This is a genomic window from Pantoea sp. X-Soil-ISGK-285 (assembly GCF_059730815.1).
Genome location: NZ_AP035938.1, coordinates 2,728,678 through 2,750,393, shown reverse-complemented (window position 1 = coordinate 2,750,393; position 21,716 = coordinate 2,728,678). Strand labels below are relative to the sequence as shown.

Annotated in this window: 19 protein-coding genes; 10 read left to right on the top strand and 9 right to left on the bottom strand. The window is 55.0% G+C overall.

Going from position 1 to position 21,716, the window contains the following annotated elements; translation table 11 throughout:
* Positions 1 to 95: 95 nt before the first annotated feature.
* The 7 genes from AC6I8B_RS13070 to mglC all read left to right on the top strand — a co-directional run bounded on the left by AC6I8B_RS13070 (position 96) and on the right by mglC (position 8,338).
* Positions 96 to 1,223 (top strand): YbfB/YjiJ family MFS transporter, encoded by a 1,128-nt coding sequence (locus AC6I8B_RS13070; RefSeq protein WP_187495753.1) that lies wholly within the window; start codon positions 96 to 98, stop codon positions 1,221 to 1,223.
* 125 nt (positions 1,224 to 1,348) lie between these two features.
* Positions 1,349 to 2,014: a GTP cyclohydrolase I FolE gene (gene folE, locus AC6I8B_RS13065; RefSeq protein ID WP_010248259.1), complete on the top strand. Its 666-nt coding sequence runs from the start codon at positions 1,349 to 1,351 to the stop codon at positions 2,012 to 2,014.
* Between the two features lie 49 nt (positions 2,015 to 2,063).
* The gene (yeiB, locus tag AC6I8B_RS13060; protein WP_010248256.1) at positions 2,064 to 3,224 is read left to right on the top strand and encodes a DUF418 domain-containing protein YeiB; all 1,161 of its coding nucleotides are present in this window, start codon (positions 2,064 to 2,066) and stop codon (positions 3,222 to 3,224) included.
* A 147-nt stretch (positions 3,225 to 3,371) separates the two neighbouring features.
* Positions 3,372 to 4,412, top strand: a complete 1,041-nt coding sequence (galS, locus tag AC6I8B_RS13055) for an HTH-type transcriptional regulator GalS (RefSeq protein ID WP_022625039.1) — start codon at positions 3,372 to 3,374, stop codon at positions 4,410 to 4,412.
* Positions 4,413 to 4,723: 311 nt separating this feature from the next.
* Positions 4,724 to 5,719, top strand: coding sequence for a galactose/glucose ABC transporter substrate-binding protein MglB (gene mglB, locus AC6I8B_RS13050; protein ID WP_497817456.1), 996 nt, complete (start codon positions 4,724 to 4,726; stop codon positions 5,717 to 5,719).
* A gap of 68 nt (positions 5,720 to 5,787) precedes the next feature.
* The gene (gene mglA, locus AC6I8B_RS13045; RefSeq protein ID WP_010248250.1) at positions 5,788 to 7,308 is read left to right on the top strand and encodes a galactose/methyl galactoside ABC transporter ATP-binding protein MglA; all 1,521 of its coding nucleotides are present in this window, start codon (positions 5,788 to 5,790) and stop codon (positions 7,306 to 7,308) included.
* A gap of 19 nt (positions 7,309 to 7,327) precedes the next feature.
* Complete coding sequence (mglC, locus tag AC6I8B_RS13040; RefSeq protein ID WP_010248248.1) at positions 7,328 to 8,338, top strand: galactose/methyl galactoside ABC transporter permease MglC; 1,011 nt, start codon at positions 7,328 to 7,330, stop codon at positions 8,336 to 8,338.
* A gap of 565 nt (positions 8,339 to 8,903) precedes the next feature.
* Here the strand turns inward: mglC and sanA are convergent.
* The 6 genes from sanA to metG form a co-directional block, all read right to left on the bottom strand.
* A complete protein-coding gene (gene sanA / locus AC6I8B_RS13035; RefSeq protein ID WP_010248246.1) occupies positions 8,904 to 9,623 on the bottom strand; it encodes an outer membrane permeability protein SanA in 720 nt (239 codons plus the stop codon).
* Positions 9,624 to 9,758: 135 nt separating this feature from the next.
* Entirely contained in the window at positions 9,759 to 11,456 is a 1,698-nt protein-coding gene (locus tag AC6I8B_RS13030) for an NAD-dependent malic enzyme (protein WP_497817455.1), read from the bottom strand.
* 269 nt (positions 11,457 to 11,725) lie between these two features.
* Complete coding sequence (gene cdd, locus AC6I8B_RS13025; protein ID WP_497817454.1) at positions 11,726 to 12,616, bottom strand: cytidine deaminase; 891 nt, start codon at positions 12,614 to 12,616, stop codon at positions 11,726 to 11,728.
* 120 nt (positions 12,617 to 12,736) lie between these two features.
* Positions 12,737 to 13,429, bottom strand: a complete 693-nt coding sequence (locus AC6I8B_RS13020) for a CidB/LrgB family autolysis modulator (protein ID WP_022625036.1) — start codon at positions 13,427 to 13,429, stop codon at positions 12,737 to 12,739.
* Positions 13,422 to 13,814: a CidA/LrgA family protein gene (locus tag AC6I8B_RS13015; protein WP_010248237.1), complete on the bottom strand. Its 393-nt coding sequence runs from the start codon at positions 13,812 to 13,814 to the stop codon at positions 13,422 to 13,424. The genes AC6I8B_RS13020 and AC6I8B_RS13015 overlap by 8 nt, the downstream gene beginning before the upstream one ends.
* Positions 13,815 to 14,047: 233 nt before the next feature.
* Complete coding sequence (gene metG / locus AC6I8B_RS13010) at positions 14,048 to 16,081, bottom strand: methionine--tRNA ligase (RefSeq protein WP_010248234.1); 2,034 nt, start codon at positions 16,079 to 16,081, stop codon at positions 14,048 to 14,050.
* Positions 16,082 to 16,258: 177 nt separating this feature from the next.
* Between metG and apbC the strand changes: the two genes are divergently transcribed.
* Entirely contained in the window at positions 16,259 to 17,371 is a 1,113-nt protein-coding gene (gene apbC / locus AC6I8B_RS13005) for an iron-sulfur cluster carrier protein ApbC (RefSeq protein ID WP_010248231.1), read from the top strand.
* Here the strand turns inward: apbC and AC6I8B_RS13000 are convergent.
* A complete protein-coding gene (locus AC6I8B_RS13000) occupies positions 17,368 to 17,823 on the bottom strand; it encodes a GNAT family N-acetyltransferase (RefSeq protein ID WP_010670997.1) in 456 nt (151 codons plus the stop codon). The genes apbC and AC6I8B_RS13000 overlap by 4 nt on opposite strands.
* Positions 17,824 to 18,059: 236 nt before the next feature.
* On the opposite strand from AC6I8B_RS13000, the gene ahpC reads away from it, so the two are divergent.
* Together ahpC and ahpF are read left to right on the top strand one after the other, a co-directional pair.
* On the top strand, positions 18,060 to 18,623 hold the full coding sequence (gene ahpC, locus AC6I8B_RS12995) for an alkyl hydroperoxide reductase subunit C (protein ID WP_010248225.1): 564 nt from the start codon (positions 18,060 to 18,062) through the stop codon (positions 18,621 to 18,623).
* A gap of 71 nt (positions 18,624 to 18,694) precedes the next feature.
* Positions 18,695 to 20,263 carry an alkyl hydroperoxide reductase subunit F gene (ahpF, locus tag AC6I8B_RS12990; RefSeq protein WP_497817453.1) on the top strand — a complete coding sequence of 523 codons (1,569 nt, stop codon included), beginning with the start codon at positions 18,695 to 18,697 and terminating at the stop codon, positions 20,261 to 20,263.
* Positions 20,264 to 20,324: 61 nt separating this feature from the next.
* Here ahpF and AC6I8B_RS12985 read toward each other — a convergent pair whose 3' ends face one another.
* Together AC6I8B_RS12985 and AC6I8B_RS12980 are read right to left on the bottom strand one after the other, a co-directional pair.
* Complete coding sequence (locus AC6I8B_RS12985) at positions 20,325 to 21,284, bottom strand: AEC family transporter (protein WP_497817452.1); 960 nt, start codon at positions 21,282 to 21,284, stop codon at positions 20,325 to 20,327.
* Positions 21,285 to 21,381: 97 nt separating this feature from the next.
* On the bottom strand, positions 21,382 to 21,579 hold the full coding sequence (locus AC6I8B_RS12980) for a hypothetical protein (protein ID WP_010248217.1): 198 nt from the start codon (positions 21,577 to 21,579) through the stop codon (positions 21,382 to 21,384).
* Positions 21,580 to 21,716 lie beyond the last annotated feature (137 nt).

Sequence of the window (21,716 nt, the reverse complement as noted above, 5' to 3'; positions counted from 1 at the left end):
TTGGTTAAAATTATTCACTTTCCGTGAGTTTAATCATCCTGCATGCTGTTAGCAAGTCAGAAGAGATCTCAGGGCAGAACAACAGGAGTTCAGCAATGGCGTTACGCGTCGCGCTCAGCGCGTTTTTAACCTTATTTGTCGCGATGGGCATTGGGCGGTTTGCCTTTACGCCCCAGGTGCCGCTGATGATTCAGGCACACCAGCTGACACTCACCAGTGCCAGCCTGGTCGCGGCACTTAACTATCTTGGCTATCTGTGTGGCTCATTTGATGCCATGCGCGCACACCGGCGGGTTGAGCTGCGATTGCAGGCGGGCGTATGGGGCGCGGTGATCCTGACCCTGCTCTCAGCATTCGCCAGCGGACCGTGGCTGCACGGCGCAATCCGCTTTCTGATTGGCTGGGCCAGCGGCTGGGCGATGGTGCTGGTGGCGGCCTGGAGCAATGAACAGCTGCATCGCCATGGCCGGGCAGGGCTGTCAGCGGCCGTTTTTGCCGGGCCAGGCTGCGGCATTTTTGTCAGCGGTCTGCTGGGGGTAGCGCTGCACACATTGCAGGTTTCTGCCGGTCTGGCCTGGGCCGCTTACGGTGCGCTGGCGCTGCTGCTGATTGCGCTGATTACCCGTAATCTGCCGCGTCGGGGCGAACTGCATCGCCCGGATCAGGCACCCGAGCCGCTGGTGCTGGATCGCAACCTTAAACGGCTGGTACTGAGTTACAGTCTGGCGGGCTTTGGCTACATTCTGCCCGCCACCTTTTTGTCGCAGATGGCCGCCACGCGGTTTCCTGACGGCATCTTCGCGCAGTTTGTCTGGCCGATTTTTGGCGGCGCGGCGATGATCGGCATCCTGCTGGGGATCCTGACGCGACGCTGGGGGCACAGCCACGTCCGCCTGGCACTGGTGCTGTGGGCGCAGGCGCTGGGCGTATTTGCCGCGGCGCTGCTGCCAGGCTTTAGCGGCCTGCTGGCCGGTGCGCTGCTGGTGGGGGGCGGTTTCCTCAGCGTGGTGCAGCTGTCGCTGCTCTGCGCCCGTGAGCTGGCACCCAATCATCTTCGCTACATGGCTGGCCTGCTGACCACCGGCTATGCTATCGGGCAGCTGGTCGGCCCGCTGCTCTCTTTTCTCTCCACAGCCCTGTTACATCGGCTGGAGCCTGCCCTGTGGGTTGCAGGGATTAGCCTGGTCTGGGCCGGCCTGCTGGTCTGGCGGCGAACCGGGTGAAAAGCTTTCATCACCAATCTGATTGATTGCTGGATTCCCCGCAAAGAAAGTTTCACAATACGCGCCTGATTACAGGGCCCGCTGGCAAAAGCTGGCGGGCGCAACACCAGCCGGAGAAGAGTAAGATGAGCACCCTAAGTCAGGAAGCTGCCCTGGTTCACGAAGCGCTGCTGGCGCGTGGACTGGAAACGCCGTTACGTGCACCGACGCGCGATATAGATGACAACACACGTAAAAGTCTGATTGCCGGGCACATGACCGAGATTATGCAGCTGCTGAATCTGGATCTTGAAGATGACAGCCTGATGGAAACGCCGCATCGCATCGCCAAAATGTATGTGGATGAAGTCTTTTCCGGTCTCGACTACGCCAACTTCCCGAAAATCACCGTCATTGAGAATAAAATGAAGGTTGATGAGATGGTGACCGTGCGTGATATCACGCTGACCAGCACCTGTGAACACCACTTTGTGATCATCGATGGCAAAGCGACCGTCGCCTACATTCCCAAAGAAAAGGTGATTGGCCTGTCGAAAATCAACCGTATCGTGCAGTTCTTCGCCCAGCGCCCGCAGGTGCAGGAGCGTCTGACGCAGCAGGTTCTGGTCGCACTGCAGACGCTGCTGGGCACCAACAATGTGGCTGTTTCTATTGATGCGGTGCATTACTGCGTGAAAGCGCGTGGCGTAAAAGATGCCACCAGTGCCACCACGACGACCTCTCTGGGCGGCCTGTTCAAGTCCAGCCAGAATACCCGCCAGGAATTTTTGCGCGCGGTGCGCCATAGTTGAGTCTACGGCGGGCGCATAACGTTGCCCGCCTCAATGGTGCAGGTGCCGCATGCAACGCTATCACGCGCTGGATTTCATTCGTGGATGTGCCATTCTCGGCATTCTGCTGCTCAATATTGTCGGCTTCGGCCTGCCTTCTGCCGCCTACCTTAATCCGGCATGGCAGGGCAGCGTCAGCCTGTCCGATGTCTGGACATGGGCGATCTCTGACGCCTTTGCCCAGCTCAAATTCCTCACCCTGTTTGCGCTGCTGTTTGGCGCAGGTCTGCAAATGCAGCTGCCACGCGGCAGTCGCTGGTTGACTGCCCGGCTCTCACTGCTGGTGCTGATCGGTTTTCTGCACGGCGTCTTTCTCTGGGAGGGCGATATCCTGCTGGACTACGGCATTATCGGACTGGTGGTCTGGCGGGTAGTGCGCGATGTCCCTTCCACCCGCAGCCTGATGAATACCGGCATTCTGCTCTATCTGGTGGGCTGTGGCGTTCTGCTGGTGTTTGGGTCAATCTCCGATCCTGAACCGACCCGATCCTGGCTGCCAGGTGCTGCCGATCTGCAATATGAACAGTACTGGAAACTGACCGGCGGCTGGGAAGCGATACAGAACCGGCTGGATCATCTCTCGTCAGGACTGATGGCGCTGGCAGCACAGTATGGCTGGCAGCTGGCGGGCCTGATGATGATCGGTGGCGCACTGCTGCGTAGTGGCTGGCTGATCGGCGAGTTTTCAGCGCAACATTACCGTCAGGCGGCGGCGCTGCTGCTGACGATGGGGTTGTTGATTGCGGTGGCCGGTGTGGCAGCGCAATGGCTGTTACATTGGGAATTCCGCTGGACCGCTTTTTATCTGCAAGCCCCGCGCGATCTCGCCAGCCCGCTGATTAGCCTGGGCTATGCCGCGCTCTGTCTGGCTTACTGGCCGCAGATAGCGCGCTGGCGCATCAGCTATGCCATTCAGTGCGTGGGCCGCATGGCGCTGACCAACTATCTGCTGCAGTCGCTGATCTGCACCACGCTGTTCTATCGCTTCGGCTTCTATATGCACTTTACCCGGCTGGAGCTGGTGCTGATGGTGCCTGCGGTCTGGCTTATCAATATCCTCTTTTCACTCATCTGGTTACATTTCTTCGCACAGGGTCCGCTGGAGTGGCTGTGGCGGCGGCTTACGCTGATCTCAGCCGGTAAATCGCGCATCACTGACAACGCCAGATAATGACCGCCATCACAAAGGTTACAGAATTGTATGTAACCGTTTTCATTGATGTGACGCAATTCACGCTGTACGCCTCCTGCCCCTGACAAAATAGCGCCGGTGTTCAACCCGGCGTGATGCCTTATTTTTCCTCTGTGGAACTGCTGCATGATAACAATTCGTGATGTTGCCCGTCAGGCTGGCGTGTCGGTGGCGACCGTGTCGCGCGTCCTCAATCAGAGCAGCGCCGTCACCTCTGACACCCGCGACGCCGTGTTACAGGCGGTGGAAGCGCTGGGCTATCGCCCCAACGCCAATGCGCAGGCGCTGGCGACGCAGGTCAGTGACACCATTGGCGTGGTGGTGATGGATGTTTCGGATCCCTTCTTCGGTGCACTGGTTAAAGCGGTGGATACCGTGGCGCAGCGCGTGCACAAACATGTGTTAATCAGCAACTCCTGGCATCAGGAAGAGAAAGAGCGTCATGCCATTGAAGTGCTGATTCGTCAGCGTTGCAGCGCCCTGGTGGTGCACGCGAAAACACTGCCTGACGCTGAGCTGGCGGATTTTATGCGCCACGTTCCGGGCATGGTGGTGATTAACCGCATCGTGCCCGGATTTGAACACCGCAGTGTCAGTCTGGATAACGTCACGGGTGCGTTGATGGCCTCACGAACCCTACTGCAACAGGGGCATAGCCGCATTGGCTACCTTTGTTCCAGCCATCCCATTGAAGATGTGGCGCAGCGCCGTGAAGGGTGGATTCAGGCGATGGCAGAGCAGGGCATCCGGCCCCAGGAGAGCTGGATAGCCAGCGCAGAGCCCGATATGCAGGGCGGCGAAGCGGCGATGGTGGAGCTGCTGGGACGCAATCTCAACCTCAGTGCGGTGTTTGCCTATAACGACGGCATGGCGGCTGGTGCACTCACTGCGCTGAAAGACAACGGCATCCAGGTGCCACAGCATTTTTCTGTCATTGGCTTTGATGACATCCCCATTTCCCGTTACACCGATCCGCAGTTAACCACTGTGCGCTATCCCATTGTATCTATGGCAAAAATCGCCACTGAACTGGCGCTGCAGGGCGCAGCCGGACTGCTGGATGACACGGCAACGCACATCTTTATGCCAACGCTGGTGCGGCGTCATTCGGTGGCGCAGCGGCAAAATGTGGAGTCCGTCACTAATTCAGGCGATTCAGCCATGTAACCGTTTTCAATCTGTGATTACATTCACAGTTAATTAACATTGCTCTCACTATGATGGCAGCGTCTTACCGGACTGAAACATTATGTAACGCCAGTGTAACGGCATCAGTTGTGGTCTCAGTAGCCGGTTAAAGGGTTTATACCCTCTTCATGGAAGCATTCTGGCACAGGGAAGTCAGGTTTTAGACGGTGTTCAATGGCTTAACATTCTCATTACGTTAACCGACGCGCCGATCTGTTTTACCGATTGCTCTCCCGCCTGTATGGCGCGGTAGCGCTAAAAAGACCCTGCATAATAAAACCGGAGATACCATGAATAAGAAGGTTTTCACGCTTACAGCACTGGTTGCCAGCATGATGTTTGGTGCAACCGCTCACGCAGCTGACACCCGTATCGGCGTGACCATTTACAAATATGATGACAACTTCATGTCAATGGTGCGCAAAGACATCGAGAAAGAAGCGAAAGCGAACGGTGGCGTGCAGTTGCTGATGAATGATTCACAGAATGACCAGTCCAAACAGAACGATCAGATTGACGTGCTGATGGCAAAAGGCGTGAAAGCGCTGGCGATTAACCTGGTTGACCCGGCTGCGGCTGCGGTGGTAGTAGACAAAGCGCGTGCCAACGACGTGCCGGTGGTCTTCTTCAACAAAGAACCTAACGCCAAAGTGCTGGCCGGTTATGACAAAGCTTACTATGTCGGTACCGACTCTAAAGAGTCAGGCATCATTCAGGGTCAGCTGATTGAGAAGCACTGGAAAGCCACACCCGCGTGGGATCTGAACAAAGATGGTCAGATTCAGTTCGTGCTGCTGAAAGGCGAGCCGGGCCATCCTGATGCAGAAGCCCGTACCAAATATGTGATCGATACCCTGAACAAAGATGGTCTGAAAACCCAGCAGTTAGCGATGGATACTGCAATGTGGGATACCGCGCAGGCCAAAGATAAGATGGATGCGTGGCTGTCAGGCCCGAATGCCAAAAAAATCGAAGTGGTGATTGCCAACAACGATGCGATGGCGATGGGTGCGGTTGAAGCGCTGAAAGCGCACAACATGACCTCAATCCCGGTCTTCGGCGTCGATGCACTGCCAGAAGCGCTGGCGCTGGTGAAATCCGGTGCGCTGGCCGGTACCGTGCTGAACGATGCGGAAAACCAGGCGAAAGCAACGCTGGATATTGCCAACAATCTGGCTAACGGCAAAGCTGCCACCGACGGAACAAACTTCAAGATGGTTGATAAGATCGTCCGCGTTCCTTACGTGCCGGTTGATAAAGAAAATCTGTCTCAGTTCGTGAAATAAGATCGATTACGGGCGCGACCGCTGTCGCGCCTTTTTTATGTCACCACCGTTTTTTAGCCAGGTAAAATATGGCCAGTGATAATACGACCGCGCAGCGAGAATATCTGCTGGAAATGACGGATGTCTCAAAATCATTTCCCGGCGTTAAAGCGTTAGATAATGTGAATTTAAAAGTGCGGCCTCACTCTGTTCATGCATTAATGGGCGAGAACGGTGCCGGGAAATCTACCTTATTAAAATGCCTGTTTGGTATTTATAAAAAAGATACCGGCAGTATCCTGTTTCAGGGTAAAGAGATCGACTATAAAAGTTCCAAAGAGGCGCTGGAAAATGGCGTGTCGATGGTGCATCAGGAATTAAACCTGGTCCTGCAGCGTACCGTGATGGACAATATGTGGCTTGGGCGTTATCCGCGCAAAGGCTTCTTTGTCGATCAGGATAAAATGTACCGGGATACCAAAGCGATTTTTGACGAGCTGGATATTGATATCGATCCGCGCGATAAAGTTGCCAATCTTTCTGTATCGCAGATGCAGATGATTGAAATTGCCAAAGCGTTTTCCTACGACGCGAAAATTGTGATTATGGATGAGCCGACCTCCTCGTTAACCGAGAAAGAGGTTAATCACCTGTTCACGATTATTCGTAAGCTGAAAGATCGCGGCTGTGGCATTGTTTATATTTCGCACAAAATGGAAGAGATTTTCCAGCTGTGTGATGAGATCACTATCCTGCGTGATGGTCAGTGGATCACCTCTCAGCCGCTGGAAGGGCTGGATATGGATAAGATCATCTCCATGATGGTTGGCCGTTCACTGAACCAGCGTTTCCCTGACCGTACTAACGTGCCAGGCGAGACGATTCTTGAGGTGCGTCATCTGACGTCACTGCGTCAGCCATCGATTCGCGACATCTCATTTGATTTGCGTAAAGGGGAGATACTCGGCATTGCCGGGCTGGTGGGCGCCAAACGTACCGATATCGTCGAAACGCTGTTTGGCATTCGCGAAAAATCGGGCGGCACCATTAAACTGCATGGTAAACCGATTAATAATCACAGCGCCAATGAAGCCATTAACCACGGTTTTGCGCTGGTGACCGAAGAGCGTCGCTCAACCGGTATTTATGCTTTCCTCGACATTGGTTTTAACTCGCTTATTTCCAATATTAAAAAATATAAAAACAGTATGGGACTGCTGGATAATAAACGCATGAAGAGTGATACCCAATGGGTGATCGATTCTATGCGTGTAAAAACGCCAGGCCACCATACTCAGATTGGTTCGCTTTCGGGCGGTAACCAGCAAAAAGTGATTATTGGCCGCTGGTTATTGACCCAGCCTGAAATCCTGATGCTTGATGAACCCACTCGCGGTATTGATGTTGGTGCAAAATTCGAAATTTACCAGTTAATTGCTGAGCTGGCGAAAAGAGAAAAGGGCATCATTATTATCTCATCCGAAATGCCGGAGCTGTTAGGCATTACCGATCGTATTCTGGTAATGAGTAATGGTCTGGTAGCAGGCATAGTTGATACCAAAACGACCACGCAGAACGAAATATTGCGTTTAGCGTCATTACACCTTTAATGAAGCAAGGGCTGTTAACATGAAAGCGACTACAAAAAAGAATGCGCTAACCTGGTTAAAAGAGGGCGGCATTTATGTCGTGCTGCTGGTATTGCTGGCTATTATTATTTTCCAGGACCCCTCATTTTTAAGTTTAATGAACCTGAGTAATATTCTGACCCAATCTTCGGTGCGCATTATTATTGCACTGGGTGTGGCGGGTCTGATTGTGACGCAGGGTACTGACCTGTCAGCCGGACGTCAGGTCGGTCTGGCGGCGGTGGTTGCCGCGACGCTGCTGCAGGCGATGGATAACGCGAATAAGGTCTTCCCGACGCTGGATACGGTGCCGATTCCACTGGTTATTCTGACCGTGTGCATCATCGGCGGCGTGATTGGTCTGGTCAACGGTGTGATTATTGCTTACCTCAAGGTAACGCCATTTATCACCACGCTGGGCACCATGATCATCGTTTACGGTATCAACTCACTCTATTACGACTTTGTTGGCGCATCACCGATTGCCGGTTTTGATACAGGGTTCTCGAAATTTACCCAAGGCTTCTTACGCTTTGGTGATTTTAAGCTCTCGTTCATCACCTTCTACGCCGTGATTGCCATTATTTTCGTCTGGGTGCTGTGGAATAAAACCCGTTTCGGCAAGAACATTTTTGCTATCGGCGGTAACCCGGAAGCGGCGAAAGTCTCAGGCGTTAACGTCAACCTGAACCTGATCATGATTTATGCCCTGTCAGGTGTGTTCTACGCCTTCGGCGGGATGCTGGAAGCGGGTCGTATCGGTTCGGCCACCAACAACCTCGGCTTTATGTATGAGCTGGATGCGATTGCGGCCTGTGTGGTCGGCGGTGTCTCCTTCGCCGGTGGTGTGGGTAGCGTGGCGGGCGTAGTGACCGGTGTGTTGATCTTTACCGTCATCAACTATGGTCTGACCTATATCGGCGTCAACCCTTACTGGCAGTACATCATTAAAGGCGGCATCATCATCTTCGCCGTGGCGCTGGATTCTCTGAAATATTCCCGTAAGAAGTAAGTCTTCTTCAGTGCTCATAAAGCGACCTTCGGGTCGCTTTTTTATTATTTAAAAGAAGGGATTGTCGCTGGAGTGCAGGCATTGTTGCTGGTGTGCAGGCATTGTTGCTGGAGTGCATGCCTTGTCGCTGTGAGATCGAGTCTGCGAAGGGAACACGGTCAGATCGGAAAGTCGCAAAAGCCGTCATCCATGACACGCTCGGCCCACGCCATCCCTGGCGTGGGACGCTTTCCTCTTCTGACCGTGTTCCCTGCGCGTTGAGCTGATTTATTGCTGTTGGATTCACCCTAATTCAGACTGATAAGCAGTCAGCTTAAAAATCGCTGCGGAATGGTCTTCTGTCAGACGGCGACAAAAACTAAAGCGATAGGAGCATACGCCTGTAGCAAAGCGTTGGCTCGTTTACGGGCGCACCTCAGGGATGAGGTGCGTAATCGCCCGCGCTGAGCCCGCCAGGTATAGAGGTCCTGCGTCTTTGCGGAAGGCGTATGCTCCCTGAGCCCTGCACGTCACTGCCAGACTTCGGTACAGCAGTAACCAGCATAAAGAAGCCGCAGCGCGTGAGCTATTTCCGCAGCTTCTGTTCCAGCTCCAGCAGCTGCTCCGGCGTCACTGCCGGGTAACTCTGCGCATCTTCAGGGACATCGCGTACGGCGGGGATCGGCACCAGTGGGCCCAGGAAGCGCGGTTCGCGCTTAAGCAGGAAGAGATCCACCAGCGCGCCCAGCCGGGCACCTACCTCACGGAAGCGCACGCTAAGCATGTTCTTCGGCGAGGGCACCGCATAACACTGCGCCTGAATACCCAGTTGTAAGGCGATAAACAGGGCACGCTCACAATGGAAACGCTGCGTGATAATAATGAAGTCGTTGGTATCAAACACTTTGCGGGTGCGCACAATCGAATCCAGCGTGCGGAAACCGGCATAGTCCAGCACGATATCAGCCGGATCGACACCGGCTTTGATGAGATCGCGGCGCATCGTCATCGGCTCGTTATAGCTTTGCAGCGCGTTATCACCGCTTAACAGCAGATAATTGACCTTGCCGCTGTTGTAGGCATTCAGCGCGCCCTGCATACGATAGAGGTAATACTGATTGATGACGCCGGTGCGATAATATTTCGCCGTACCCAGTACCACACCGACCTGACGATGTGGCAAAGAGGCGACATTTTCGTAGATAAAGGGCGCAGTTTTCCAGCTGATCCAGCGATCAAGGCCGAGCGCCGTTGCCATCATCAGTAAGATGATGAAAAGCAGACCAATGAAAACGCGTTTCAGCATGCGCCTGGAGACTCGATGTCAGAATAGTGAGATGGGACAAGGCTACTTGAGCTGTCACTGTGAAGCAAGTTACTGCCGGCTGGCTGTGCTCTTTTTGAACACTGCCGGATCGGATGCAATCCGGCAGTCTGAAGATTAAATCGAGGTACGACGATAATGACGGTACTGCGGCAGCCAGAAGTTGTTGGCGATAGCCTGTGACAACACATCTTCAGAGGTCACCACGGCGACACCCGCCAGCTGAGCAGCTTTACCCACTTCCATCGCAATGATTTTCGATACACCCTGGATATCTTTAATCTCAGGCAGCACCGGGCCTTCACCTTCATTCACCAGCTGAGAGCAGTCAGCGAGCGCGCGGCTGGCGGTCATCAGCATGGTATCGGTAACGCGGCTGGCACCCGAAGCAATCACACCCAGACCAATGCCCGGGAAGATGTAGGAGTTGTTGCACTGCGCAATCGGATAGGTTTTACCGTTCCAGCTCACCGGCGAGAACGGACTGCCGGTTGCGACCAGTGCGGCACCGTCAGTCCAGGCGATGATATCGGCTGGCGTCGCTTCCACGCGTGATGTCGGGTTCGACAGTGGCATCACAATAGGGCGCTTACAGTGCTTGTGCATCTCGCGGATGATCTCTTCGGTGAACAGGCCCGGCTGGCCAGAGACACCAATCAGAATATCGGGCTGCGCATTGCGCACCACGTCCAGCAGCGAGATGGAATCATTGGTGACATCCCACTGCTGCAGGTTTTCGCTCTTCTGCACCAGCTTGCTCTGGAAATCGAGCAGGTTAGGCAGCTTGTCAGTGAGCAGACCAAAGCGATCCACCATCATTACGCGGCCACGCGCTTCCTCGTCACTCAGACCTTCGGATTTCATCTGTGCGATGATCTGTTCAGCGATACCACAACCTGCGGAACCGGCGCCCAGGAACACCACTTTCTGCTCGCACAGGCGGCTGCCGGCGGCGCGGCTGGCGGCAATCAGCGTACCCACGGTTACGGCGGCAGTGCCCTGAATATCATCATTAAAGCAGCAGACTTCATCGCGATAGCGGTTCAGCAGCGGCATGGCATTCTTCTGGGCGAAATCTTCAAACTGCAACAGCACTTTCGGCCAGCGGCGTTTAACGGCCTGAATAAAATCGTTCACGAACGCATCATACTCTTCACCGGTGATGCGCGGATGACGCCAGCCCATATAGAGCGGATCGTTCAGCAACTGCTGGTTGTTGGTACCCACATCCAGCACCACCGGCAGGGTGTAAGCCGGACTGATGCCGCCACAGGCGGTATAGAGTGAAAGCTTACCAATCGGGATACCCATACCACCGATGCCCTGATCGCCGAGGCCCAGAATACGCTCGCCATCGGTCACCACGATCACCTTCACATTCTGCTTGGTGGCGTTTTGCAGCATATCTTCGATATGGTCGCGGTTAGGGTAGGAGATGAACACGCCACGCGCACGACGGTAGATTTCAGAGAAGTGTTCGCAGGCTGCGCCGACGGTCGGGGTGTAGATGATGGGCATCATCTCTTCGAGATGGTTATCCAGCAGGCGGTAGAACAGCGTTTCGTTGGTGTCCTGGATGTTACGCAGGTAGACATGCTTATCGTTATTGTTTTTGAAGTCCTGGAACTGACGCCAGGCACGCTGCGCCTGCTCTTCAATCGATTCCACTGCTTCTGGCAGCAGACCGTTGAGGTTGAATTCGTTACGTTCTTCGATGCTAAAGGCGCTGCCTTTGTTCAGCAGGGGAAATTCCAGCAAAATCGGGCCAGCATAAGGGATATACAGCGGGCGTTTACTTTCGTAGTCGAGTTCCATGCGGTAATGCTCCGGTTGCAGTGTTGTCTGGCGTCACGCCGGAAAGGTAGCGCCAGTTTTCTTACCCGTTATAGCTCAGACTGCAGGCCTGGCAGCGGCAGGGGAACCGCTGCTAAAACATTCACGACCGTGCTGCTATCCTGCAACCTGAATTATTCAGAGTAATTTGTAATCACGTGAATTCTGGCGCCAGATCCTATGAAATTTCCCGCAGAAGTACAGCGTTTGTTCATAAAAGCTCACAAAACTGTGGCCTCTCTGACAGCGGGTTATGCTTTGTACAGCGTCACCTGTAGCAGCTCACCGCAACCAAATGTCTTAAGCGTCGCCTGTGTGGCGGCGAACTGGCTTAGCGTGGCATTTTCCACTTCGGCTAATACCGCTTTTTTTATCTGACGAACATCGCCACCCTGCATGTTGAGCAGGACCAGCGCCGCCTGAAGGGGCGGGAAACTCGGGTTAAAGGCGGCATTTTCCGCATAGCGCCCGGTGACAATCGCGCCGGTTGCGGTCAGCAGCGCAACACCGGCGTGTGACTGGCTGTAAGGCGCGTGGCTGGCATTGGCAGCGGCAACCGCGGCCTGCACCAGTTCATCGCCTTCGGCTACATAACCGTGATCCACGCTGTCCATCAGGAAGGTCGTGATGTCCAGATCGCGCGGTCCAAAGGCATCCGGCAGATAATCTGCCAGGGTGCTGATCGCGCGTTGTGGCAGGCTGATGCGAATGTTCGTACCGCTGTTCAGCTCGTTCATAAACTGACGGCAGTGACCGCACGGTGTGTAGTTAACGGTGATCGTCTCAAGCTGACTTTCGCCACGCAGCCACGCATGGGTAATGGCGCTCTGCTCGGCGTGAACCGTCTGCTGCAACGGCGTACCGATAAATTCCATGTTGGCCCCGAAGTACCAGTTGCCGCTGACGCCACGGGCGATAGCCCCGACGTTAAAATGCGACACGGTAGCAACGGCACAGGCCGCCGCCAGGGGCAGCAGCGCCAGCGCCAGAGCATCGGCATCCATCTGTGTCTGTTGCTGCAGTGAGGCGACCTGGTCGGCGCTCAGCACCGCCTGAAAGCCAGGATCGTCCAGCAGGGGAGAGAGTGCGGTTTGCAGCGTTGACGGCAATGCCTCAAAGGCAGAGAGGAAACGGGATTGCATGTGAGCCTCATTAGATTCAGCAGGGCGATGTGCCAGTCACCGGTTTATATGTGATCCACATCGCTCTGACAATGTAACCTGTGTTGCATGTTTCAACTTTGCGAGATCTCTCGCAAACTTTCAGCCAAACCAGTGCAGCAGCAGCGGAAAAATAAACGGCGCCAGCAGTGAGGTGATGATGCCGCAGATCACCAACGCCAGTGAACTGAATGCCCCTTCCTGATAGTCGAGTTCAGCGGCGCGTGCTGTGCCGAGGGCGTGCGACGCGTTACCTATCGCCAGTCCGCGCGCTGCTTTAGATTTCACGCCAAGCAGATTCAGCACGGTATGTCCGAACACCGCACCCAGTACCCCGGCAATCAGCACGCAGATGGCGCTGATGGCGGGAATGCCGTGCAGCGAACCGGAGACGGCCATCGCAATGGGCGTGGTAACGGATTTAGGAATGATGGTAGCGGCGATTTCAGGCGTGGCACCCATCCACAGAGCAATAGCGGTGCCAGAGGTCATGGCGGTCACACTGCCGATAAAGCAGACGCCAATAATCGATTTCCAGCGGGCACGGATCTGATGCATCTGCTCATACAGCGGCAGTGCCAGCGCGACAACAGCCGGTTGCAGCAGCTGATTAAGAATCTGACTGCCCGCGAAATAGCGCGAATAGGGCAGCTGCAACAGCAGCAGAATCGGGATAATAATCGCCATCGCGACCAGCAGCGGATTAAGCAGCGAGATTTTCAGCCGTATCGCCAGTTTGCGCGCCAGAAAAAATGCCGCCAGGGTCAGTGGCAGTGACCACCATATTTCACTCATCGCCTGACTCCCCGGCCGGACGGCGACTATGAAGCTGGTGGGCGCTTACGCCAACAATAGAGAGAACCAGGAAGGTGCTGACGACGCAGGAGATCACGATAGGGCCAAACTGCGCGGTCAGAATATCGGTGTAGCTCATCACCCCGACGCTGATCGGCACAAACAGCAGCGCCATATAGCGAATCAGCAGATGGCAGCCCGGTTTAACCCAGCTGACCGGCAGGATCTGCGAGGCGAGCAGGGCAAACAGAATTAACATCCCAAGGATGCTGCCGGGCAGTTTGATGGGCAGCAGCGAGGCGATGCCGATTCCGGCGTATAAACAGAGATAAATGATGATAAAGGCGCGAAGATAGCGCCCGCAGACAGACAGCACGGTGAGCATGGCAGGCTCCTGTTTTCACTGAGCTTCATCATACGCATTAACCGCTTAGCGTGCTAGCGATCACATTTATGCAGCGGTGTGGCATTAGCAGATACAGATTTTCAGGGGCGGAAGTGGAATGGAAGCGGTGCACATTCAGAGCGAGGAGTGATAGCCCTTCGCGCCCGTGATGAGGCACGAAGGGTTTAAGAACGGCACTGCGCTAAGCGGTTAAAGCCGCAGAATGCAGAGTGTTACTTAACGGGCATTCCCGGTACAGCACCGCTGTCGACGGACAGCACAAACAGATCTTTGCCGCCAGGACCCGCTGACAGCACCATGCCTTCAGAGATACCAAAGCGCATTTTACGCGGCGCGAGGTTGGCCACGATAATGGTCATTTTACCGACCAGCACAGAGGGATCGGGATAGGCGGCGCGGATACCCGAGAAGATCTGACGCTTTTCACCGCCCAGGTCGAGCTGCAGGCGCAGCAGCTTGTCCGAACCCTCAACCAGTTCCGCCTGCTCAATCAGCGCCACGCGCATATCAACTTTGGCGAAATCGTCGATGGTGATGGTGTCACCTACCGGCGAATCTGCCAGCGGGCCGCTTGCGGCCGGTGCACTGGCGGCAGCGGCATCCTCTTTCGAGGCCTCAATCAGTCCTTCAACCTTTGCCATCTCAATGCGGCTGTAAAGCGCTTTGAATGGCGCAACCTGGTGGTCCAGCAGCGGTTGCGCGATAGCATCCCAGCTCAGTTCGCAGTTCAGGAAGCCTTCTGCACGGGCGCTCAGTGACGGCAGCACCGGCTTCAGCCAGGTCATCAGAATGCGGAACAGGTTGATGCCCATTGAGCAGATCGCCTGCAGATCGGCATCACGGCCTTCCTGCTTCGCTACCACCCACGGAGCCTGCTCATCGACATAACGGTTCGCCAGGTCGGCCAGCGCCATGATCTCACGAATAGCCCGGCTGTATTCACGACCGGCCCAGGCGTCACCAATCTTCTCTGACGCGTCCACAAAGGTCTGATAGAGCGCCGGATCGGCCAGCTCAGCCGCCAGTTTGCCGTCAAAGCGTTTAGTGATAAAGCCCGCGTTACGTGACGCCAGGTTAACCACTTTGTTGACGATGTCGGCGTTTACGCGCTGGACGAAATCTTCCAGATTCAGGTCGATATCGTCGATACGTGAAGAGAGTTTCGCCGCGTAGTAGTAACGCAGGCTGTCCGCATCAAGATGCTGCAGCCAGGTGCTGGCTTTAATAAAGGTGCCGCGCGACTTCGACATCTTGGCACCGTTGACGGTGACATAGCCGTGCACAAACAGATTGTTCGGTTTGCGGAAGTTGCTGCCTTCCAGCATCGCTGGCCAGAACAGGCTGTGGAAGTAGACGATATCTTTACCGATGAAGTGATAGAGCTCGGTAGTAGAGTCTTTACGCCAGAATTCGTCGAAGTCGATGTCGCCGCGCTTGTCGCACAGGTTCTTGAACGAGCCCATGTAGCCGATAGGCGCATCCAGCCAGACATAAAAATATTTGCCTGGCGCGTCCGGAATTTCAAAGCCGAAGTAAGGCGCGTCGCGGGAGATATCCCACTGCTGCAGGCCCGATTCGAACCACTCCTGCATTTTGTTCGCCACCTGATCCTGCAGCGCACCCGAGCGGGTCCAGGCCTGCAGCATGGCGCTGAAGGATGGCAGATCAAAGAAGAAGTGTTCAGAGTCGCGCAGAACCGGTGTCGCGCCAGAGACCACCGATTTTGGCTCGATCAACTCGGTCGGGCTGTAGGTCGCGCCACACACTTCGCAGTTATCGCCATACTGATCGGCAGATTTACATTTCGGGCAGGTGCCTTTCACAAAACGGTCCGGCAGGAACATCCCTTTTTCCGGATCGTAAAGCTGGGAGATGGTGCGGTTTTTAATAAAACCGTTCTCTTTCAGACGGCCATAAATCAGCGCAGAAAGCTCACGGTTTTCGTCGCCGTGGGTCGAGTGATAGTTGTCATAGCTGACGTTGAAACCGGCAAAGTCGGCTTCATGCTCGCTTTTCATTTCTGCAATCATCTGCTCCGGTGCAATCCCTAACTGCTGAGCTTTCAGCATGATAGGCGTACCGTGCGCATCATCGGCGCAGATGAAATAAACCTGATTGCCACGCATTCGCTGATAACGCACCCAAATGTCGGCCTGGATATGCTCGAGCATGTGGCCGAGATGGATTGATCCGTTCGCGTAAGGCAGTGCGCACGTTACCAGAATTTTTTTAGCGACTTGAGTCATAGTTTGCGTAGCTTTCTGTTGATTGAAAAAACGGGCTTAGATGGTAACTGAAGGCTTCTCCTGCGTAAACACAAGGGATTCACCCCCTGCGGTCACCGCAGATCCACGAGCATCTGATATCATTGACAATACATCGCTGAAACACAGCGTAAGCACAGCAGAAATAAGGAGTAGGGGATGACAGCACAATCCCGGGAACCGCAGACGCCAGAAGGCCTGCGCGCCATCGTGGCTGGCGTATTGAGAAGCTTTGAGCATCCGACCCTTAAGCAGAATCTCACCGCCCTGAAGGCGTTACATCACGTGGCACAGCTTGACGGTACGCTGCATGTGGAGCTGCTGATGCCGTTTGCCTGGGCCAGCGGGTTCGACGTCCTGAAAGAGCAGGTCAGCGCCGAACTGCTGCGTCAGACCGGTGCAGGTGCCATCGACTGGCGACTCAGCCATGACATTGCCACCCTGAAACGGGTGAAAAACCAGCCGGGCGTCAACGGCGTGAAAAATATTATTGCGGTCAGCTCTGGCAAAGGCGGCGTGGGTAAATCCAGCACCGCCGTGAACATGGCGCTGGCGCTGGCAGCAGAGGGGGCGCGGGTCGGCATTCTTGACGCCGACATTTATGGCCCGTCAGTGCCGAACATGCTTGGCACCCAGGATCAACGGCCTACCTCGCCGGATGGCACCCACATGGCGCCGATCATGGCGCACGGGCTGGCAACCAACTCTATTGGTTATCTGGTCACGGACGATAATGCGATGGTGTGGCGCGGGCCGATGGCCAGCAAAGCGCTGATGCAGTTGCTGAACGAGACGCTGTGGCCTGAGCTGGATTATCTGGTGCTGGATATGCCACCCGGTACCGGTGACATTCAGCTGACGCTGGCGCAGAACGTACCGGTCACGGGCGCGCTGGTGGTGACCACGCCGCAGGATATCGCCCTGATTGATGCCCGCAAAGGGCTGGTGATGTTTGAAAAGGTCAATGTGCCGGTGCTTGGCGTGGTGGAAAACATGAGCCTGCATGTCTGTAGTCAGTGTGGCTTCCATGAGCCGATTTTCGGCACCGGCGGCGCACAGAAACTGGTAGAGGATTACCAGACGCAGCTGCTGGCTCAGCTGCCGCTGCACATTGACCTGCGCGAAGATCTCGATGAAGGTCAGCCGACGGTGATTCGCCGGCCCGATAGCGAGTTTACCGCGCTTTATCGCCAACTGGCCGGACGCGTTGCTGCCCAGCTTTACTGGCAGGGCGAAGTCATCCCCGGCGACATCGCCTTCCGCGCGCTTTAAGCACGACCCGACCCGCTGGCATATTGCGAGGCCAGCGGGTAGTGCATTAACACGTAGCCGCCATGTTCGCCTTCGCCCTGTGAAATCATCTTCCAGCCATGTTTCAGGTAAAAGGCCTGCGCCGCTTTATTCTTCTGCAGGCACTTCAGCGCACCGGTTGAGGTAAAGCGCGCCTCTGCCGCCTTAAGCAAAGCGCTGCCCACGCCGCGCCCCTGCCAGTCAGGATCGACATAGAGGCTGTGCAGGAAGTTATCGTTCTCCAGCAGGCCGGCAAATCCGACCCGCTGTCCATCAGCTTCCGCGACCAGCACGGTTTCACCCAGGATTACCCCATCAAAATCTTCCAGCTGCCACTCGCTGCCGTCCAGCCAGCGCCAGTTATGCCGACGCGCCGCCAGAAACAGCGTACGCAGAAAAGGACGATCGGCTTCAGTAAACGGACGAATCTCCACAAGTCAGCTCCCTTTTAATCCGGTCTTACAAAACTAGCAGCGATTCGCGGAGAGGGGCGGAAAAGATAAAGCGGGTTAAATGTCACGTAAATCGCTGTACACTGCCTGCCGGGCCAGAGAGCATCAGGCTCTTAGCGTTTGATAGCTTTCGTTAATCAAATTGATAACGACTGCATATTAGATGTTGGCCCGGAAATTATGTAACCTGCATCACATATTTTAACGGAGGCCACCAGATGTCTATTATCAATACCAAAATCAAGCCGTTCAAAAACGCAGCATTCAAAAACGGCGAATTCATCGACGTAACCGAGAAAGACGTTGAAGGTAAATGGAGTGTGTTCTTCTTCTATCCAGCTGACTTCACCTTCGTCTGCCCGACCGAGCTGGGCGACGTGGCTGATCACTACGAAGAGTTCCAGAAACTGGGCGTAGATATCTACTCCGTTTCTACCGATACCCACTTTACCCACAAAGCCTGGCACGGTTCTTCTGACACCATCGCGAAAATCCAGTACACGATGATCGGTGACCCGACTGGCGCGCTGACCCGTAACTTCGAAATCATGCGCGAAGACGAAGGTCTGGCTGACCGTGGTACCTTTATCGTTGACCCGGAAGGCGTTATCCAGGCAATCGAAATCACTGCTGAAGGCATTGGCCGTGACGCCTCTGACCTGCTGCGCAAAGTGAAAGCGGCTCAGTACGTGGCTTCTCACCCAGGTGAAGTGTGCCCGGCTAAATGGAAAGAAGGTGATGCAACACTGGCTCCGTCTCTGGACCTGGTTGGCAAAATCTAATTACGCTTCGGCCTTTCGACCATTCTCCAATCGGGTGCTGCGGCACCCGATTTTTTGACCAGGATATCACTATGCTCGACACAAATCTGAAAACCCAGCTCAAGGCTTACCTTGAGAAATTAACCAAACCTGTTGAGTTGATTGCCACGCTGGACGAAGGTGCAAAATCAACCGAGATCCGTGAACTGTTGGTTGATATCGCCGGTTTGTCTGACAAAGTCAGCTTCCGCGAAGAGAACGATCGTCAGGTGCGTAAGCCCTCATTTCTGATCACCAACCCAGGTTCGAACAGCGGCCCGCGTTTTGCCGGTTCACCTCTGGGTCACGAATTTACCTCACTGGTGCTGGCACTGTTACAGACCGGTGGGCATCCGTCGAAAGAAGCACAAAGCCTGCTGGATCAGATTGCCGCGCTGGACAGCGACTTCCATTTCGAAACCTACTATTCACTCTCATGCCATAACTGCCCTGACGTCGTACAGGCGCTGAACCTGATGGCGGTGATTAACCCGCGCATCAGCCACACCGCTATCGACGGTGGCCTGTTCCAGAACGAGATTCAGGAACGTAACGTGATGGGCGTGCCAGCGGTTTACCTCAATGGTAAAGAGTTTGGTCAGGGTCGCATGAGCCTGGCGGAAATCGTCAGCAAAGTGGATACCAATGCCGACAAACGTGCAGCGGAAGAGCTGAACAAGCGTGACGCGTATGAAGTCCTGATTATCGGCAGCGGCCCGGCGGGCGCAGCGGCAGCCATCTACTCAGCACGTAAAGGTATCCGTACCGGCCTGCTGGGTGAGCGTTTTGGCGGCCAGGTGCTGGACACGGTCGATATCGAAAACTATATCTCCGTACCGAAAACCGAAGGGGCAAAACTGGCCGGTTCACTGCGCGCACACGTGGATGATTACAACGTGGACGTCATTGAAAGCCAGAGCGCCATCAAACTGATCCCGGCAGCGAAAGAGGGCGGAATGCACGCCATCGAAACCGCCTCCGGCGCAGTATTGAAATCACGCAGCATCATCCTGGCGACCGGCGCACGCTGGCGTAACATGGGCGTGCCGGGTGAAGAAGAGTATCGCACCAAAGGCGTGACCTACTGCCCACACTGCGATGGCCCGCTGTTTAAAGGCAAACGCACGGCGGTGATCGGCGGCGGTAACTCCGGCGTGGAAGCGGCCATCGATCTGGCCGGTATCGTTGAACACGTTACGCTGCTGGAGTTTGCCGATGAGATGCGCGCCGATCAGGTGCTGCAGGATAAACTGCGCAGCCTGAAGAACGTGGATGTGATTCTGAACGCCCAGACCACCGAAGTGAAAGGCGACGGCACCAAAGTCACCGGCCTGCACTATATCGACCGTACGACGCAGACCACTCATGAGCTGCCGCTCTCCGGTATCTTCGTTCAGATCGGTCTGCTGCCGAATACCCCATGGCTGGAAGGTGCGGTTGAGCGCAACAAAATGGGTGAGATCATCATCGATGGTAAATGCGAAACCAGCCTGAAAGGCGTGTTCGCCGCGGGCGACTGCACCACCGTACCGTACAAGCAGATCATCATCGCCAGCGGCGAAGGTGCTAAAGCCTCACTGAGCGCTTTTGACTATCTGATTCGTACCAAATCGGCTGAGTAACATTTAGTTAGCCAGACAATAGCCCCTCAGCACGCGTGCTGAGGGGCTTTTTTTTAGCCTGTTAATAGCCCGTCAGCGTCATCAGCATCATCCAGATTGGCGTTGTCACCGCCGCAAACACGGTAGAAAAGAGCATGCTCGCCGCCGCCGGGCCGGTAATGACATTAAACTTCTGCGACATCAGATAGACGTTAACCCCGACTGCCATCGATCCCAGCAGCACCACCACTTTACTCTCCAGCGCCGGCAGATCGGTCAGCCACGCGATAGCCCATACCGTCATCGGTTGCAGCACCAGCTTCAGCAGGCAGATGGTATAGCTCTCTTTTAAGCCATCCCGCACCCGATAGTGTGCCAGGCTCATGCCCAGCGTCACCAGCGACAGAGGTGCAGCCAGTGAGGCCAGCATCTTTAGCGGTTCAGCGGCCAGCAGCGGCAAGGGACGTTGCAGAAAGCTCCAGGCTGTACCGCTGAGAATACCGATGATCAGCGGATTCTTCAGCACGCCGAGCAGGGTGCGCCAGAGTCCTTCCAGCGAGAAGCTGCCCTGTTTCGCCCACTCGACCGAAACGGTCAGTAAGGTCCAGAGGATCAGGCTGTTAAACACCAGCACCAGCGCCACCGGGGGCAGGGCTTCTGGCCCCAGCAGTACCGTGGCCACCGGGATCCCCAGCATGACGTTATTGGAAAAGATGCCGCCCAGCGCAAAAACCGACGCCGCTACGCCATCCAGATTAAACAGCCTTGTTGCCAGCAGTCGTCCCACGATAAACACCAGCAGGCAACTGCCGAAAAAGGCCAGCAACAGGCGCGCATCCACCGGCGGACTTTGCGAGAAGGTGCTCATCACCCGAAACAGCATGCAGGGCAGAGCAACGTTAAACACAAAGCGGTTCATCCCTTCACTGATGCTGGCGGGCCATTTCCCCAGGCGCGTCAGGCAGTACCCCAGCAGGATCAGGATAAACAGCGGGGCTGACAGGTAAATTTGATGGCTTAAGCTTTCAAACAGCAGTGGCATAGAGAGAGTCTGGTCAGACGATGATTAGTTACCAGACTAACAAATTGCTAACTAACTGTTAACCTGAACTGTGTCCGGAATGACCGTTGCCGGGACGTTAACCTAACCAGCGGCGCGCCTGCCGATCGCTGATGTCGCGATAATAGACACGGTGAATAATTTCGCCACAGCCTGTGCAACGGGCGGAGATATAGGTGGAGAGGTACTGTCTGCCATTGGGTGCCACGGCACCCTTGCGTTCAATATTAATATCCTGCCATCGATGGCGGTGTGGAATAAGCGCTAAAAATCGCATCATACATCCTGAATAGTATGAAGTTCCGCTTCAGGAGTTTTCTAACTCCATGAAATAAAGTGTTTTTTACGATGATGCTGCGAGCAGGTTAATTATTATGGGGTAACCAGAGTCAATGCGGGAAATATTACCCATCC